At 42.9% G+C, this 16909-nt stretch carries 13 protein-coding genes and 1 pseudogene; 3 read left to right on the top strand and 11 right to left on the bottom strand.

Annotated elements, in window-relative coordinates; all coding sequences use genetic code 11:
• Positions 1 to 117 precede the first annotated feature (117 nt).
• Complete coding sequence (locus QE357_RS15330) at positions 118 to 636, bottom strand: GNAT family N-acetyltransferase (protein ID WP_309709167.1); 519 nt, start codon at positions 634 to 636, stop codon at positions 118 to 120.
• 156 nt (positions 637 to 792) lie between these two features.
• Between QE357_RS15330 and QE357_RS15325 the strand changes: the two genes are divergently transcribed.
• Complete coding sequence (locus QE357_RS15325; RefSeq protein WP_309709164.1) at positions 793 to 1500, top strand: hypothetical protein; 708 nt, start codon at positions 793 to 795, stop codon at positions 1498 to 1500.
• A 166-nt stretch (positions 1501 to 1666) separates the two neighbouring features.
• Here QE357_RS15325 and QE357_RS15320 read toward each other — a convergent pair whose 3' ends face one another.
• Positions 1667 to 2110 carry a hypothetical protein gene (locus QE357_RS15320; protein ID WP_309709161.1) on the bottom strand — a complete coding sequence of 148 codons (444 nt, stop codon included), beginning with the start codon at positions 2108 to 2110 and terminating at the stop codon, positions 1667 to 1669.
• 273 nt (positions 2111 to 2383) lie between these two features.
• Between QE357_RS15320 and QE357_RS15315 the strand changes: the two genes are divergently transcribed.
• Positions 2384 to 3430, top strand: coding sequence for an Atu2307/SP_0267 family LLM class monooxygenase (locus QE357_RS15315; protein WP_309709158.1), 1047 nt, complete (start codon positions 2384 to 2386; stop codon positions 3428 to 3430).
• Between the two features lie 88 nt (positions 3431 to 3518).
• On the opposite strand, the gene QE357_RS15310 is transcribed toward QE357_RS15315, so the two are convergent.
• From QE357_RS15310 to QE357_RS15270, 9 genes and pseudogenes are all read right to left on the bottom strand, one after another.
• On the bottom strand, positions 3519 to 4697 hold the full coding sequence (locus QE357_RS15310; RefSeq protein WP_309709154.1) for a macrolide family glycosyltransferase: 1179 nt from the start codon (positions 4695 to 4697) through the stop codon (positions 3519 to 3521).
• A gap of 159 nt (positions 4698 to 4856) precedes the next feature.
• Entirely contained in the window at positions 4857 to 5366 is a 510-nt protein-coding gene (locus QE357_RS15305) for a hypothetical protein (RefSeq protein WP_309709152.1), read from the bottom strand.
• Positions 5367 to 5395: 29 nt separating this feature from the next.
• Complete coding sequence (locus QE357_RS15300; RefSeq protein WP_309709149.1) at positions 5396 to 7792, bottom strand: ABC transporter permease; 2397 nt, start codon at positions 7790 to 7792, stop codon at positions 5396 to 5398.
• Between the two features lie 18 nt (positions 7793 to 7810).
• Positions 7811 to 10204 (bottom strand): ABC transporter permease, encoded by a 2394-nt coding sequence (locus QE357_RS15295; RefSeq protein ID WP_309709145.1) that lies wholly within the window; start codon positions 10202 to 10204, stop codon positions 7811 to 7813.
• Positions 10205 to 10384: 180 nt separating this feature from the next.
• Positions 10385 to 11257, bottom strand: a complete 873-nt coding sequence (locus QE357_RS15290; RefSeq protein ID WP_309709142.1) for a glycosyltransferase — start codon at positions 11255 to 11257, stop codon at positions 10385 to 10387.
• 66 nt (positions 11258 to 11323) lie between these two features.
• Positions 11324 to 12175 (bottom strand): HAD-IIA family hydrolase, encoded by an 852-nt coding sequence (locus QE357_RS15285; protein ID WP_309709139.1) that lies wholly within the window; start codon positions 12173 to 12175, stop codon positions 11324 to 11326.
• Between the two features lie 118 nt (positions 12176 to 12293).
• Positions 12294 to 13202, bottom strand: coding sequence for a hypothetical protein (locus QE357_RS15280; RefSeq protein WP_309709134.1), 909 nt, complete (start codon positions 13200 to 13202; stop codon positions 12294 to 12296).
• Positions 13203 to 13205: 3 nt separating this feature from the next.
• Positions 13206 to 14250, bottom strand: a pseudogene (locus tag QE357_RS15275) (hypothetical protein).
• 79 nt (positions 14251 to 14329) lie between these two features.
• Positions 14330 to 15670 carry a glutamine synthetase family protein gene (locus QE357_RS15270; RefSeq protein ID WP_309709131.1) on the bottom strand — a complete coding sequence of 447 codons (1341 nt, stop codon included), beginning with the start codon at positions 15668 to 15670 and terminating at the stop codon, positions 14330 to 14332.
• Between the two features lie 621 nt (positions 15671 to 16291).
• On the opposite strand from QE357_RS15270, the gene QE357_RS15265 reads away from it, so the two are divergent.
• Complete coding sequence (locus QE357_RS15265; RefSeq protein WP_309709128.1) at positions 16292 to 16888, top strand: DUF4240 domain-containing protein; 597 nt, start codon at positions 16292 to 16294, stop codon at positions 16886 to 16888.
• Positions 16889 to 16909 lie beyond the last annotated feature (21 nt).

The raw sequence follows: 16909 nt of genomic DNA, 5'->3' as shown, positions 1-16909 counted from the left end.
AAAAATCGCCTCTTACCCAGCCGCGATTCATCGCGTCCCTATCTGAAGCGGTGATTTAATTAAGGGCGAGCAGTTAAAGTGTTATGAAGTACGTAGAAATGCTCCCAAACAGAAAGATCAAAGCTTCAATCGCATCATCAGATCAACCTGCTCGTCGGTTCCGAGAACGAAGACGTGTTGATCAAAGGTTTCGAAGCCATTTTTCTTATAAAAGTGAATGGCCTTTTCATTCTTCTCCCAAACCCCCAGCCAGAGGTATTCGAAGTTACGTTCGCGAGCAACAGAAAGAGCTTTGTTGTATAAAAGCTGACCTACTTTCCTGCCCTGAAATTCCTGTAAGACGTAAATCCGTTCAATTTCGAGCGAGTTTAAATCTTTGATTTCTGTCTGAGCCTGACCAGAATTAATTTTTAAATACCCAATTACTCGATTTCCCTCAAGAGCAAAATAAAATGCAGATTCGGGATTGGTTAACTCACTGGTTACTTTTTCATCACTGAAACTTTTAGCCAAGTAATCCTGCATGTCTTCTGCTGTATTCGTCTCTGCGAACGTTTCGTAAAACGTTTCTTTTCCAATTTGTTGAAGTTTACTTAGATCGTCAAGTGTTACGGGAGTTATTACAATAGCTGTCATGGTAAGGGTTATCAACTGTCTGGGTTCATCAGAATTCAGACAAATATAGAGAACAGCCGCAGACTTTTCTTGTATTTTAATAGTAGGAATATATCGGTGCTATTACCTTTACTAACAAAATAATTTATAACAAAACCAAAAGGTAACATACAGCTAATGGGAGCACCTTTAACAGATATAACTATTTACGAAGGATTAATAAAACGTGAAAAAGAAGCATTACGTGACCGATTTAGGGAAATAAGTGTTTTTGTATGTGATCTTTATCACTATAGATTGAACGGGTATAAACCCCCTAAAACGAGTCGGATATGCCTTACAGTAGAAGAAGATTTACCGGATGTTGGATTCTCTTTTGGAAGTATTCATTCGATGAGCATTAGAATAAATGGACAAGATTTTTTTAATAGAAATACGCAGGAGCAATTAGATATGGTACTTGATACTGTTCACAGGTCTTGTCTACTCTTGTCTGATCAGTTTGGTTGGGATAAGAGGCCATTTCAGAATGCTTATCAATCAATCTTGAATGATAACTATAATTTTATTATTCGATACCCGCCTAAAAAGTCCAGAGACAGAAAGGTAAATTTGACTGTTGTGGTAGAGAAAAATATCACTGAGTCTGTATTGAAATTAGAAGTTCAAACAGCCAATGGAACAGTGATAGATAAGATAGTTAGCAAACTAAATGGAGGCTGTTGTGATTCTATTTATGTTTTGGCTAAAAACACAAAATGGATTAACTCTGATACAATAGGATTCTTCTTACTTGATAAAAAAAGATATATCAGCTACTCATTGACAGAAAGAACAACTACGTTTAACTTCAATATTGCTTATGTACCAGTTTCGTGGTTTTAAATATTAGTTAGACTATTCAATTAATTGTAAATTAAATTTAGTTATTGAATGGTTATTTACTTAAATAGGTAAGTTGCCACAAGTAAGAAATAATGAAATTAGGTCTGGGTAAAAAGAAGTCCATTACCTGAAGAAATGGACTCAAATGGTTATAGGTTAGTAGTGATTACATAAACATCTCCAGAATTACTAAAAACCATAAAATAGAGCCTATAACGATGAGAACAATTTGCCGGGTATTGAAAGATTCCTGTTCAATATTTACAAATTCATTGCACTGAAGTTTGGCGTAATTCAAAGCTTCAAAAGGTGGAATAAAGAAAAAAACACTCAGGAATGATACAATAAAATAAGGCTCAGGTAAAGCAGAAAATAGTTCAAAAAACAATGATCCAATAAATAATAGAAAAGGATTGAATCTGGGATGATACCCTTCTTTTTTTGAAAAATCTTTAATTCTACTGAATAAGGGCCAAAGAAAAAACAGACCAAAAAGAGCTCTTAAAGCGGGTTTAATAGCTAGATCCTGTTTTTTGTTTGAAGAAACGCCAGGCCTTGTAGGACCACCAAAGCTGATAGAGGCCGGCAGTGATAAAGCATAAGAAGACAAACTTTCCTACGCTAATCGTGTATTGATCTTCTACAGGAGAAGGATGAGTGAAAGAGGTACTCGTAGTGGAATGCATGGAGGATAGGTGTAGTTAGTAATGCCTTTAAAATTAGCCTTGAAATGGGTACAATCAAAAGGCGAAGCAGAAGTGGTTTATTCAGATAAAATGCTCATACCTGCTAAATTATTGACCCAGAATGAATTATTTCTATCCGATTTTCATTCTCTATTAAAATTATATGTATCGACATATATTACTAAATGCATAGACCTATGGAACTTGGAATTTCCAGTTTTGGCGAAGTAAACCCGGATCATGTATCTGGGGGTGCGAAGAATGCTCACCTGCGGGTGCAGCAACTCCTGGAAGAGATAAAACTGGCTGATGAAGTTGGACTGGATGTCTTCGCTTTGGGCGAGCATCACCGCCCGGATTATGTGGTTTCGGCTCCTGAGATAATCCTTTCGGCAGCGGCGGCAACTACCAAAAATATTAAACTTTCGAGTGCGGTTACTGTTCTCAGTTCGGCTGATCCGGTGCGGGTGTTTCAAAATTTTTCTTCGCTGGATTTGGTCTCGAACGGTCGGGCGGAAATCATGGCCGGACGTGGTTCGTTCATCGAATCATTCCCGCTTTTTGGTTATGACCTTAGCGATTATGACGCTCTGTTTTCAGAAAAACTGGAGCTGCTTTTGAAACTAAATGAGAGCGAGAAGATAAACTGGCAGGGCCATTTCCGACCTTCGATTGATAATCGTGGCGTTTATCCACGACCCTTGCAGGAGAAACTACCCATCTGGTTGGCTGTGGGCGGTACGCCTGCTTCAGCGGCTCGGGCCGGAGCGTTAAATATCCCGATGACGGTTGCAATCATTGGCGGAACGCCCGAGCGGTTTGTTCCCTTTATCCAACTTTTTCGTCAGTCAGCCGAGAAAGCCGGGCATGACGTATCGAAGTTACCCTTGGCGATTAACTCTCACTTCTATACGTCCGACACCTACGAAAAGGCCATGGACGAATTTTTCCCGCCTTATGAATTAACCATGAATCGGGTAGGGAGAGAACGGGGCTGGTCGCCCATTGGCCGGGACTACGTGGAGTTCATGCAGAAAAGCGGTCCGCTGATGGTAGGAAGCCCACAGCAGATTATTGATAAAATCATGTACTTCTACGAGTTATTCCAGCAAACGCGTTACCTGGCTCAACTCGTCGGTGGACACATGATTCCCCACACCAAAGTACTGCGGGCCATTGAGTTATTCGGTACTGAAGTAGCTCCAGTCGTGCGGAAGGAAATTGCTAAGAAACAGGCCGTTTAAGTTTCGTTGCAACGGTGATGAACTACCCGGGAATTCTAAAATTTCGGGTAGTTCCAACCTACTAATCAAAGCATCTGTTCCATGAAAGCTAACCCGAAATCCCCTTCATTGCTTTCAGTTCAAAAATCGCTTCAACGGCTTTAGGGTAACCCCCTGCTTCTTTAAACGACTGATTGATTTTCTGCATATTTTCCAGGTAAGACGGATCGTCTTTTACCCGATTAACTGCCGCCCGTAAGCTCTCTGCAGTTAAGGTTTGAGCCTCTAGCGAGATGGTCGCCCCTAATGCTGCGGCCCGCTGAGCTAATAAAGGCTGGTCAGCCCCGAGCGGAATAGCCACGAAAGGGACCATGTGCGAAACCAAATCGCTAATGCTGTTCATTCCGGCATGGGTAATCGCCACATCGGTATAATTCAAAAGGGCATTCTGTGGCACGTAATCCCGGATAATGAAATTTGCAGGAATCGTGAATCCCGAGAGATCTACCTGATGAGCAGCCATTACTACTACGGCATCCGTATGGGCAAAAGCCTGGAAGAAAATGGGGTATAGATCTGTGTTGAAACTGCCAAAGACGGTTCCCAGAGAGATGTAAATCACCAGTTTGTTACGCAGGCGTTCAAAGGGAAAGTTCAAGTCTTCTTTACGATCATACTCGGGCGGTCCCACGAAACGGTAGGTCTCGTCACACTGAGCTAAATCTTCCGGTGCAATGAAATATCGAGAGGTATAAATCAGGTTAAGGTCACTTTTATTCAGCAATAACTGAAGTGGCTGGTCGGGTAAAGATACGCCGTATTTTTTCTGAATAGATTTCATTACCTCTGCGTATGCTTCCTGTTTGCTTTGCAGAACCTGTTGTTTCTTTTTGAAAAATTTATTCAATCCCGCAAAAACGGCAAGCGAAGAAATAGCAGGAATTCGGAGAATCTGAGAGATAATGCGGGTAAAGGGGAAGGCGGCGGAGTGAATCATATAATCAAAGGGGATACGCTGGTTTTCAGATAAAATAGGGTCGATGACCGTTTCAGTAGAACGGAAAATGCTCAAGAAGGGAGACTCGTCCGAAGAAGGTTGGGCTTTAAAAATATTTAAATCGGCGGCGTAGCTTTTGAAGGTTGCTCCGGTCGCTTCGATTTTCTCCCGGAACTCTTCCGAGGCGAAGTAAGTCACCTCCTCCCCGTGTTTGATTAACTCATGTACCAAACCCAGCGTAGGGTTGATATGCCCATGAGAAGGCATTCCTAAAAAAAGTACGTTTGACATCGTCTTCAATGGCGTTACTAATGATCAATAAACGAAGTCGATCCTGGGCTTCGCGTTTCGTTTCTGATCTGGAAGACGGGCTACGTTCGTTTTTACTTTAACGGTATAAAAAAATCCCGAAAACTTAGAGCTTTCGGGAAGTCAAAAAGAGGTAATATACTAGTGAGATTGTTCAAACTCCTTAATAACCTGATTCACCATTTTACGCTTTTCAGATTCGCTCTTGCCTTCCGTGTTCATGGATTTCTGAACGGTTTTTCGTTTCCCATTTTCCATGCGTTCTACCTTAACCGTCATATGCTTGTCATCTTCATCAACGGTGAGGGAGGCATTCGTAGGAATCTTATAATTCGGACTGTTCGGCGGTGATAGTGGCGTCGGCGGGGGAGCCGAGGGTGACGACGGAGGGGAGGGAGGGGTAGGAGGTACTGGAGCTTCAGGAGCGTCCAGACCAATAGAACGGTACGCATCAGCCACTAACCGATCACGCTCCGCTTTACTGAGGTTGGAGACCTCATACGTGTGCTGAAATTCAACCGCTTTGCCGTCTACTTTTCCCTGAATATCAATACTCAGTTTCTTCCCGTCATCGTGAATGGACGAATGAATACGTTGCTGAGCCAGAGCGGGAAAGCTCAGTAAACTTGCCAATAGAATAAGTTTTTTCATGGAGTAACAAAGCATTGAGTTTGAAGTGCCTATTCAGAACGGAGCGAGTTAACGGGGTTAGCTAGTGCCGTCCGGATGGTGTTGAAACTGATTGTTACTAAAGCAATAAGGGTTGTTAATAATGCCGCTACTGCAAAGATCTGCCAACTGATTTCGATTCGATATGCAAAGTTTTCGAGCCAGAGATGGGTAGCATACCAGGCCGCCGGAATGGCAATGACAAAGGCAAATAGCACGAGCGTCAGGAAGTTTTGACTCAGTAACTGAGAAAGCTGGAGAACGGAAGCTCCCATCACTTTCCGAATACCAATTTCCTTGGTTCGTTGCTGCATGGAAAGACTGGCCAGACCAAACAGACCGATGCAGGAAATAAAAATGGTTAGCACCGCTCCGAGGGTAATAATCTGTTTCCATTGAGCCTCTTCTTTGTAATTTTTGTAATTCAGCTGTTCCATGAAATCGTATTGGAACGGTCGATACGGATTTAGTTTCCGATAGGTCCTTTCAATAGAAGCCAATGCCTGGGGCAGTTGATCCGGCTGAATGCGGATGAGGAATCTACCAAAGGGTAAACTAGGATTGGGGCTGAATAACACGGGGCCAATTTTTTCTTTCAGCGAACCATAGTGGTAATCTTTCACCACCCCAACGATGGCAAGTTTGGTATCATTTCCATTCAGAAAATCTATGGTTCGACCAATGGCTGATCCTTTCCAGCCCGCTTTCTTTACAAAAGCTTCGTTCACGATGACCGACTGTGTAGAATCGGCAGGGTAGGCGGGTGAAAAGTTTCTTCCTTCCACCAAAGGAATTTGCATGGTTGACAAAAAATGCTCGTCAATGTGTTTATAAGCCACATCCAGATCAACCCCGTTGGCTTTCGAAATCGTTAACCAATCGCCGTCCATAATCGGGGCGACGTGCGTGACTCCGGGAGCGTGACGAAATTCATTCGTGAACGTTTGTTGCCGCAGGGACGTAGGGCTGTCTTCTTGGGAACTCCAGCCGACGGTAAGCGACAACAGGTTTTTATCATTGTACCCGAGGTCTTTGTGCGTTAGATAATCGAATTGGGAGTAAATGAATAAGGTAGTGATGATAAGGAAAGTAGCCAGTGAAAACTGTAACACCACCAACCCCTTCGCCATGGAGTTTTTACCCGAAAACCGGAAGCGATTATTCAGCGTTTTGAGCGGATCGAAGCCGGATAAAACCAGGGCTGGATAAAAGCCCGCGGCAAAACCAGTGATAAGAAACAAAGCGATAATTCCGAGAACTAGCTTATAGTCAAAGAGGTAACTCAGGCTTAGCTGTTTATTGGCTAATTCGTTGAAGAAAGGCAAACTGGCTTCGGCCAAAATAATGGCTAAAACAAAGGCAACAAAACACAGCAGAAATGATTCCCCTAAAAATTGCCGCATGAGTTGAGAACGTTGGCCACCCACTACTTTTCGGATGCCAATCTCCTTACGGCGACGCAGCGATTGTGCTACCGTCAAATTCACGAAATTAATGCAGGCAATGATGAGAACGAAAGCTGCAATACCCAGCAAAATGTAGGAATACATAGGGTTACCCGCCCGAGGCGTATATTCCGTTCCGGTATCCAGATGCATGGCCATAAACGGCTGCAAACCCCAGTGAAAGTGATCTTTGAAACCGTGTTTGCGGGCTTCGTTGCGTTCTTTTTGCGAAAAACGCAGATAGGCCTGATTCAGCTTTTTTTCTACCGCCTGAAGGTTAGCCGAGGGATGCAATAAAATATACGTAGGATACGACAACCAGAGCCAGCTCGCGTCTTTCTCGTGAACTTCCTGATAGAGAAAAGGCAGTAGCATTTTGAACTGAATCGTCGAGTTTTGTGGGGCATTTTTAGCTACGCCCGTAACCACAAAAGTTTCAAATGTATGGTTGATTTCGAACTCCAGTTTCTTTCCTAAAGCCTGCGTCGTACCGAAGTATTTCTCGGCCATCTCTTCAGTTAATACCAGCGAATGTAGATCAGAAAGAACAGTTTTGGGATTACCTTGCAGTAAGGGAAAAGAAAAGAGCGTAAAGAAGTTTTTATCTGCCCAGGAAGCTTTTTCATGAAAAGTTTCACTGCCTGATCGTACAATAAAGTTACGCTCCTGAACTCTTGAAAAGTCCTGGACTTCAGGAATGTTAGCCTTAAAGACTGGCCCTTGCACCATAGCCGCAATGCCGAGTTTATTACGCGTTCCATCCGTTTGCTGAATGGTGCAGGTAACGCGATAAAGCTGGTCTTTTTTTGCCTGAAAGGCATCGAAAGATACCTCATCTTTCGTGTAAAGGATAATGAGCATGCAACAGGCTAAACCAATGCTCAGACCAGCGATATTAATAATCGAAAATACCTTACTCCGAAGGAGATTTCGCAGGGCGATTTTGAGGTAATTAAAGAGCATGTTATAGATAGTTACGTTCTACTCGCTTTTGAGACTCCGCACCGGATCGGCCTGTGCGGCACGAATGGCCTGATAACTTACCGTAATAAGGGTTACCCCCAGGGCAATGGTGCCAGCGGCAGCAAAAACAACCCATCCAATTTCGATGCGAATGGTGTATTTCTGAAGCCACTGATTCATGTAGTAATAAGCCAGCGGCGAGGCAATCAGAAAAGAAATAACAACCAGCACAACAAAGTCTTTCGATAGTAAGCCCCAGAGATTAGTAACGGTGGCTCCCAGTACTTTACGAACGCCAATTTCTTTGCGACGCTGTTCGGCCATAAAAGAGGCTAGTCCAAAAAGACCCAGACAGGAAATAAAAATGGCCAGTCCGCCGAAGGTAAAGGCAAGGGCTCCTAACTGTTGTTCGGCCTGAAAACGTCGCTCAAAATCCGTATCCATGAAATGATGATCAAAGGGTACATCACGACCATATTTCTGGTAGATATGCTGGATTTTTTCAAGACTCGCTGAGGCCGCCTGATTGCCTTTGAGGCGAACCACCATCGTAGACATATTGCCACCCTGAACGGTCAGGTTAATAAACATCGGATCGGTCACCTCGTAAGGTGAACCGTAAGAGAAGTTTTTCACAACTCCCACGACGGTATAGCGTTCATAGTAAGGATTATCGGCATCACCACGAGTAATGGTTTCTCCAATTGGATTTTTGAATCCCAGCGTTTTAACGGCAGATTCGTTGATGATGACTGCTCGCGAAGTATCTCCGGGAAAGGCCGGGGAGAAATCCCGACCGGCCACCAGTTGTACGCCCGTTGTTTTTAAAAAGTCGTAACTCACCCGCATGAATTCAAAGACCTGATTGGCTTGTTCCGGGCGGCGACCCCGCCAGTTGAAACCCCAACCATTGCTACCGCCCGAAGAACCGGGAACGGAGCTGGTACAATAGACATTTTCAGCGACTCCGGTGGCCATGATTTCATTCCGAAGCGTCTGCCAGTGATTAGCAGCATCGCCCTCCATCGAGAAATACATCAGGTTTTCCTGGTTATAACCCAGCGGCTGGTTTTTCGCAAACTGAACCTGCTGATAGACCAGTAGGGTAGAAATAATCAGAGCAATGGAGAATGAAAACTGAAGAACTACCAGCACTTTCCGGGGTATAGAAGCCGAGCGTCCCACCCGCATGGTGCCTTTTAATACGGTTACCGGATTGAAAGCGGAAAGGTAAAAGGCAGGGTAACTTCCTGCTAACACACCCGTAATGATCACGATACCCAGGGCCGCGGCCCAGTAAATGGGTTGGGCTAGTTCGAGGTTCAACTGCTTTTCTACCAGATTATTAAACCAGGGTAAGCTTAACTCCACCAGACCAATGGCTACCAAAAGGCCTAAGAAAGCGAGTATTAAAGATTCGCCGAGGAATTGACTAATCAGGCCGCTTCGCATGGCTCCTGAAGTCTTACGAATGCCCACTTCACGGGCTCGTTTTTCACTGCGAGCCGTACTTAAATTCATGAAGTTGATACAGGCAATCAGTAGTACAAAACTGGCAATGATGCTGAATAACTGGACATTTTCGATACGACCACCCACGGGAACGCCATTTTCAAAGCGACCATACAGACGTGATTTGGTAAGAGGGTACAGGAAAATATCTCCATTACTATCTTTCTTTTCCTGAGCGGTGTAAATGTTCTTGATCTTGGCATTGACTGCCGCTAAATTGGCTTTGGGGTCTAGTTCTACGTAAATCTGATAATTGTTCGAACTCCAGCCATAAAAAGTCCAGCCGATGCTGTCAAGAAACTTCATCGGAACCAGAGCTTCAAATGCAAAACGGGAGTGTTTAGGGTAATCTTTTAGAACCGCCGATACCTTTAAATCGTACTTGCCGTAATACCGAACGATTTTATTAATGGGTTCTTCATCGCCGAACAAAGCTTTGGCTGTTGACTCAGTAAGAATGATAGATTTAGGATCTTTAAAAGCCGTTTTCAAGGAACCTTTCACTGCTTCGAAAGAAAAAATATCCAGAAAATCGGGTTCTACACCCATCACCGTCTTTTTCAGAGCTTTATCCTGATAAGCCAGAGCAATAGGGTTCTCCCAATCGGTCAGGGTGACGCGTTTGATTTCGGGAATATTTTTTCGGAGGTAATCACCTAATAAACCGCCCTGTGAAGAAGAAGTCCAGGTTTTGGTTTCGGATTCTTTGAAATTCCGCATCACCCGGTATACCTGGTCTTTCTTTTGGTGGAAGGTATCATAACTGAATTCATCCAGTACCCACAGCATAATCATGATACTGGCGGCCATGCCTACGGCCAAACCCATGATATTAATGAAGCTGTACACCGGATTTTTAATCAAATTCCGCAAGGCGATTTTTAGGTAATTCTGAAGCATGATAAAACAGGGAAAGTGGCCGTTGCTGAGCTTTAGAAAGTTATGCCAAACGGAAGGTTATTGGGTAAGTTATTGATTGTTAGCGTTTTGTATAAATGTAAATGTCCGTAATCGGACAGATTCTGTTCAATTACGGACATTACTTAGACTTGAATTATAGTAAAGAAGAAACCCCTAAAATTACTCTGTCAGCTTCCCTAAATTACCGGCTTTCCCATCTCGAAGAGCTCTTTTGATTAAGCTGAAAAAGCGTTTTTTATTTGATTCTGCCAGGATGATTTTAAAGATATTACTGCGTAGTTCTTTATAAAAACGTCGCTTATAACGTTCAGGAATAATATCTGCATCGCGGTTTAGAATGTATGTTCCGTTTCTGAATTTATAATACAAGCGGATGGGGTTATGCGAACGCCAGCGATAGGGGATAAAGCCTAATAGATAGGTTTTTTTCTTAATACCTAAGCGGTGAAAAACCCGGATTTGAGGATTAGTCAATAGAATGTATCCATGACGGGAAAGTCGGAAACTGTATTCTAGATCTACCCAGTCGATAAAGAGTTCATCCTGAAAAGGCCCAGCTTTCTGATAGGCTTCTAGTTTAAGAATACTACCTGCGGTAATTAGCGTTAATTCTTGTCGAATCTCGGGACGTTTAGGGGGACGTTTGGCTTTCTTCGAATGGGGATCAACGATACCCCCGGCCACCATACCAATGTTATCAGCTGAATTTATCGTAGCCAATAATTGCTCAACGGCTCCCGCTGGTAACGAAGAATCATCGTCCATCGTCAGTAAATGCTTAAACCCCTCAGTAATTGCTTGTTGAGCCGCCCGATTTAGAGCCACTGCCAATCCTTCATTGCCTCGACTGGGTAGGCAAACAATAGCAGGTGAAATGGCCTGAAGTTCATGGATTAACTCCAGATCAGGCGATTCGGAATTATCAACAACATAGAGTTTCCCGACCTGATTGATATACGATCTTACGTTTGCAAGGACAGTTCTCTCAGAATGGTAAATGGTTACCATTCCGGCAACGTTTGAGGTAGACATGGAAAGGCGATTCAGGAATTAAAATTGAGGTTATGACAGCAAATTTGCTGTCATAACCTCATGAAATTAATAAGTTACAACTGCAGATTCGCAGATATACGTTGGAATAATCCCCGAAGAAGAAATGCGGGCAGCGGCATCTTCAGCCTGGGTATTACCCGTAAGCACAAGAGCCGTGTCCAGTCCGAATTTATTACCACCCAGAATATCCGTATGAAGGGTATCGCCCACCATAAGAATTTCATGCTTCATGACGGGTTGAATACTTCGGATGTAATCGTAGGCATAAATAAAAAGTTGCGTTTCAGGTTTTCCGAAACGAATGAATTGCTTGCCAACCGAATTTTCAATCATCTTGGCAATGCCGCCAATCGCCATGGCCACCTGATTCTTCGAAACTGGATAGGTGGCGTCGGTATTAGAAACGATTACTGGAATATTGCGTTTGCGAAGTAAGTTAATGGTTTTATTCAAGTCCGTTTTCCAGTCAAAACCTTCGTCGTCCAGGAAAACAAGGGCCTCCACATGGTCGCAGTCGTCAATATCAAGTTCGCTGATGGGCAGGGGGGTTAAGGTTCCTGTATCAATGTAAGAAGCCGAATCGGGCGTGCCCAGATAGGCAACGGTACCACGACGAACTTTCTGGGTTAGAAACTCCTGAGCCAGCAAACCGGAAGAAATGATATGTTCGGCTTTGATCTCCGAAACCCCAAGTCGGTGATAGGATTCGGCAAGCTGCAATGGGCTTCTGGAGGCGTCGTTGGTTAAAATATAATAATCAATATGCTGTTCTTTCAGGTATTGAAATGTATTCTCAATGCCAGGAATCAGGCCTTTATGGTTTTTAAGTACACCATAAGCATCAAAAAAAATGACTTTATACGTAGAAATGATAGTGCGAAATTCGTCGAGGTTCATGGGAGATTAAAGATTTCCTGAAAAATCAGGCGATACATGGGCTTATAAAAGTCCTGCTCATGTGTCGATTAGCGAACCGAACCCATGAGCAGGAAAAATGACCGGAGTCACGTATGAATTAACGATTGATTTCTTGCTGGATTTTTTCTACAAATGAAAGAGGTACATCCGCAAGAGCAGCAATTTTAGAAAAAGTAAAGTCGGTGTTTTGCAAAAGGTTTTTTACAAAGGTGGTCTTTGCTTCTTCAAGGCCTTTTTCCCGCCCCTCTTCTTGAGTCAGCATTTGAATAGTTTCGATGATTCCCATGGCAGAAGTATTACCTGTTAATAAATCGATTTCATAATCAAAGGTATCGTTTATTTCAGAATTACCAATGTAAATAAACGTCTTTAAGAAATACAAAAATCGTTTAATTCGTTCATTATCATATCGTTTACTAGCAATCAGAGCCCGGGCAATGGTTAATCGGTGTTTGGCTAGCTCGTGTTCAGGAATTCTATTCATGAGTAAAGCCTTTTGAGCTGCCAGAACGATCAGTGCAAAGGGGTTATTCATGCTCAGTAACTGTTCTTCCGTATGCTCCAGAATGTGATAAGCGTTGTATGTATAATGAATTTCGGTGCCTAAAAAGTGATAATGGAAGCCATCACTCTTCACTGGTTTCTGATGGCCCGTGAAAACAGCAATGGCCGTAATCGGTACATCATATCGATCATAAATTCGGTAGAAATACTGAAACATTCGTCGGGAAAACTGGCGGTCGTGCTGAGCCTGAATCTCCAGATGAATCAGTAACCATTCTTCCTGACCTTCGCTGGAATAGACTTTCACCAGCATATCTACCAATCGATTACCGCCTTTCTTTTCAAGTTCCGGGAAAAGCTCCATTAACTCTTTGTCCATGAACTCGAAGCCGCGTTGCATGTCAAAAAGCTGATCGGCATCTTTGAAAAAGAAACGTAATAAATCAGGAAAGGCTTCTTCGAAGGCACTTTTCAGCAGAATATCATTCTTCCGTCTCAGCATGCGTTATAAATTCAAAGCCCGAAGAATTTTATCCGCATCAAATTGCTTGTCAATCGAGGGGAAATACGTTTCGTAAGCTTCTTTCTGCAATTTTGTAGCATAGGTACGGTGGAAGAAATACCGACCATATTTAATTACATACGTCAGAATAAAGAAACGATACGCTTCTTTCATGAACCGAACTTCAGGCTCAGTTAAGGGATATACTTTATGATATTCCTGAAGAAATAAAATAAAGCGGTCTTCCATTAACGGTCCAATTACGTAACTGAACACGGTGCGATCACCAATGTCAGAAACAACGCGACTGAAGAAGTAAAAATCCATAAACCCGATAACTGACTCGGAACCAGTCGTAATCCCAGCGGGAGAATAATTCGAGATGGTCATTGACTGAGAAATTGCCAATATTCCAGTCTACGAAAACGGGCATGGTTTCTACGGATTGCTCCACTAGTTGCTGCCGATTTTCCAGGAAAATCTCACATTGTTTTCGCAGGTCATTAATGTGCATACGATGTTCAAATTTACCCGTTTCTGTTTCCAGAATTCGTAGTAAATCATTGACATCCGAACGTAGCGTTTTGGAAGATTTAGGTAATACTGGACTGACCTTCGCACAGGCTTTATGAAAACGGGCAATTTCCCGACCTAACTTGCGAATGTGTTCCTCATCCAGCCGACGTGGCATTTTATGCATCGCCCGGATGGGATTATAAAGCACAACCCAGGCATCAATAAAACCGTCACTGTAGCGATACGTGTAGACTTCGTTGTCTTTAACTAAGGAACGAGCCAGCACGTTTTCAAAAGGATAAAGTAAATTATTCGAAAGCGTATGAATAATTTTATGGTCTTCTTTAAACTGTTCGTACGAACCAAAGTAAGATAACTTGGCGATGATGATATCATCATCGTCGAAAGTAACCCGAAAGACGTGATTAGTCGATACCCGGGCACTGATGTCCTCAACTTTGGCAATGATTTTTGAATCATCAAATCCAGCCAGAGCCTGTTTAATAATAGCTGGATAATCTACTATTTTCATGGTAACCTTTTAGTTGATAGTTGTTGGTTGATAGTTATTGTTTTACTAGCAACCAATAACTATCAACCAACAACTAAAATTAAATGATTTCGAAGTACCGTTTTAATTCCCATTCGCTGACCTGCCGGGCATATTGCCGCCATTCCCAGTCACGCGTTTGAGTGAAGTGCTCAACGAAGCCTTCCCCAAATAATTCTTTTGCAAGCGAAGAATGTTTCATAACCTCAGTAGCCTGACGCAAATTGGCGGGTATAATGCCGTTTGTTTGATTGGTATAACCGTTGCCAACCGTAGGCGGAACGTCGAGCGAAAGCTGATGTTTAATGCCGTATAAACCCGAAGCCAGCGAAGCGGCAATGGCCAGATAGGGATTAGAGTCCGAACCCGGAACCCGGTTTTCCAAGCGTGTGTAGGCTTCTCCGTTGTTAAGTACCCGAAGGGCCGTGGTTCGGTTATCAATGGCCCAGGTGAGGGTAGTGGGGGCCCAGGCTCCTTCCACGAGTCGTTTATAGCTGTTGATCGTCGGGGCGTACATGGGTAACACGTGCGGCAGGCAGTGCAGTTGCCCGGCCAGGTAGTGCTTCATGAGCGGACTCATGCGATCTGCCGATGACTCGTCATAAAACAGATTTTTCGTCTGTTCAGGATTCCACAAACTCTGGTGAATATGTCCACTACAGCCGGGTAACTCAGCATTCCATTTCGCCATGAACGTCGCTATAATGCCGTGACGGTACCCAATTTCCTTAACGGCTGTTTTAAACAAAGCGGCTTTGTCGGCGGCCCGTAGTACTTCGTCGTGCTTGATGGCTGCTTCATAAACGCCCGGTCCGGTTTCAGTGTGCAGACCCTCCAGCGGAATATCAAAGGCTGTCAGCAAATCGAAGAGATCATTATTAAACGAGCTTTCAAGCGAAGGCCGCAGGATGGAATACCCAAACATGCCGGGCGTAAGCGGCTCCAGATTGCGGAACCCCTTCTGTTGCAGACTTTGGGGCGTTTCCCGAAAATTGAACCATTCGAACTCCTGAGCAAATTCCGCGTGAAAGCCCATTGCCTCGCATTGGTGTTTGATGCGTCGCAACAAACTTCGCGGACAAGCGGGCAAGTCTTCGCCGTTAGGGTTACTAAAATCTGCCAGAAAAAAAGGCATATTGTCCTCCCAGGGAATGGTACGAAGCGTGTCTGTATCAATGCGAACGGGCGTGTCAGGATAACCTGAATGCCAGCCAGTTAAAGTTGCATTATCGTAAGCCGTATCGTTGCTATCCCAGCCAAAAACGACGTTACAGAAACCGTATCCTTCTTCCCAGCCCTTTTCAAATTTTTCGCGACTAATGATTTTTCCCCGCATGATACCATCGATATCGGCGAAGGCAAATTTTACTTTCTGAGTATGTGGATCAAGAATTGGATTCATAGATCGATAAATAAGACTTTTACAAGAAGGGATGCAAAAGTAAGCGGCTTTTTCAGGAACTGATGTGTAAGGTAAGAGAAAGATTTATGAATCTCAGCGGGACGAAGGAGGGGTTATTCTTGATTATGGCTTGTAGAATCCATTATCTCTAAATATTTGACAACTATTTTGTTGTCAAAATAGTGTGACAATAAAAATATTGTTAAAAAAGAATACAGCTTGGCAAAAGCTGAAGATCATTATAGGGAATACAGCTACTGGTAACTGTTACTATCCTCGTCCGCAAATTATCGAAGACATAGGGGGCATAAGAATACTACCTGCAAGCGAAGGGGCAATTATTACGAGAAAAATATATATTTCTATAGTATGCTCTTCGTTGCTGACCAATCACGTTGAAGGTAACCTTAAACTACGCATAACTCCCGAAGTGCAACCAACGGTAGATGAGATTGTCGCTGATATTAGAGAAAATCAATGTTTTTACGCGTAAAGCAATCATTCGAATAACTGGGTAAAGCTCATTTTATGATCATTTATTTAAATGCTGTGTAGGTGGATTTTACAGATCAATCGAATAAAGTTTACATCTTTGACCTAAATCTACCTAACACTAAAACAATGGAAAATTTTTTCTGGGAAAGCATTGAAAAATCAAATCAATGGACGGGCGAAAATTGGAAAGAATACGACCCTAATGAGCATATCAAAAGTTTAACGAATCTATTGTCTACGAGTGATAAAGAATCACTAATTAAATTTGAGAAAACCTTACAGGAGAAGTTAAATGTTCTCTATACCAAAGAAATTGCCGAGTTGTATTTTATTCTAGATGGAATCAGAAATACAATAAATTTTGACGGATACCTTTCCGAAGATGGTTTTATTTACTTTCGGTGTTGGCTATTATTAAAAGGGAAAGATTTCTTCAAAGAAATAACGAAAGATATAAATCTGGCCATAAGTGAGCGATACCCATTTCCCATTGAAGAAATTTGGGCCGAAGGTTTATTATACATTAGTGATAAAGCTTATGCACTTCATCATGATAATGAGGATCTGTATGCAATTCAGGATGCTGTAGAAGAACTTTATCCCGACGTAATACACTTTGATTCTATGGATAATGAAATGAAAGATGAACCTGCTTATGGGGAGGAACTCGAAGCAAAATATCCAGAATTAATTGCTAAAGCTATAGCGAGAAAAGGTAACTAAAGTAGTAGGGAGTTTTGATGC

The sequence above is a fragment of the Siphonobacter sp. SORGH_AS_0500 genome (assembly GCF_031453245.1).
Classification (GTDB): domain Bacteria; phylum Bacteroidota; class Bacteroidia; order Cytophagales; family Spirosomataceae; genus Siphonobacter.
The sequence above is the reverse complement of the archived record's forward strand: the minus strand, read 5'-3'. Positions and strand labels throughout refer to the sequence as shown.